General features: G+C 68.3%; 1 protein-coding gene. It reads left to right on the top strand.

Translation table 11 applies throughout. The annotated features are described in order from the left end of the window. A partial coding sequence (locus KBX08_RS33455; protein ID WP_210787740.1) for a low temperature requirement protein A occupies positions 1–349 on the top strand: 349 nt, incomplete at its 5' end. Positions 350–476: the final 127 nt, after the last annotated feature.

The raw sequence follows: 476 nt of genomic DNA, 5'->3' as shown, positions 1-476 counted from the left end.
CGTTGCCCACTTCCCGGTACTCGCCGGGACCATCTACGTGGCACTGGGAGTCGAGCAGGTGCTGGCCGGCCTGGCGCACGAGGAGTCCCACGGCATCTCGGACTGGATGCCGACTGTCGCGTTGTTCGGCGGTACCGCCCTGTTCCTCGCGGGCCGGGCGACGTTCCTGAGTCTCAGCGTCCGGTGCGTGCGACCGGGGCAGCTCGTCGCTCCCGTCGTGGCGCTGCTGTTACTCCCCGTCGGCCGTTACCTGCCCGGCCTGGCCGCGCTCGGCCTGCTCACCGCGTTCCTCGCCGTGCTGCTCAGCTACGAGGCGTGGACCAGGCGCGCTACCGCCGACGAAGGCTGACCCGCGCCAGATCCACTCGGCATTCAGGAAATCACGGTATCCGCGTGGCCCGAACACCCCGACGTCCGAAAAGTCGAGTGGATCAAGGAGGCGGAGGGTGTGGGATTCGAACCCACGAAGACATCGC

Source organism: Micromonospora sp. H61, from assembly GCF_018070325.1.
In the GTDB taxonomy this organism is placed as follows: domain Bacteria; phylum Actinomycetota; class Actinomycetes; order Mycobacteriales; family Micromonosporaceae; genus Micromonospora; species Micromonospora salmantinae.
This window is presented reverse-complemented; position numbering and strand designations above follow the sequence as displayed.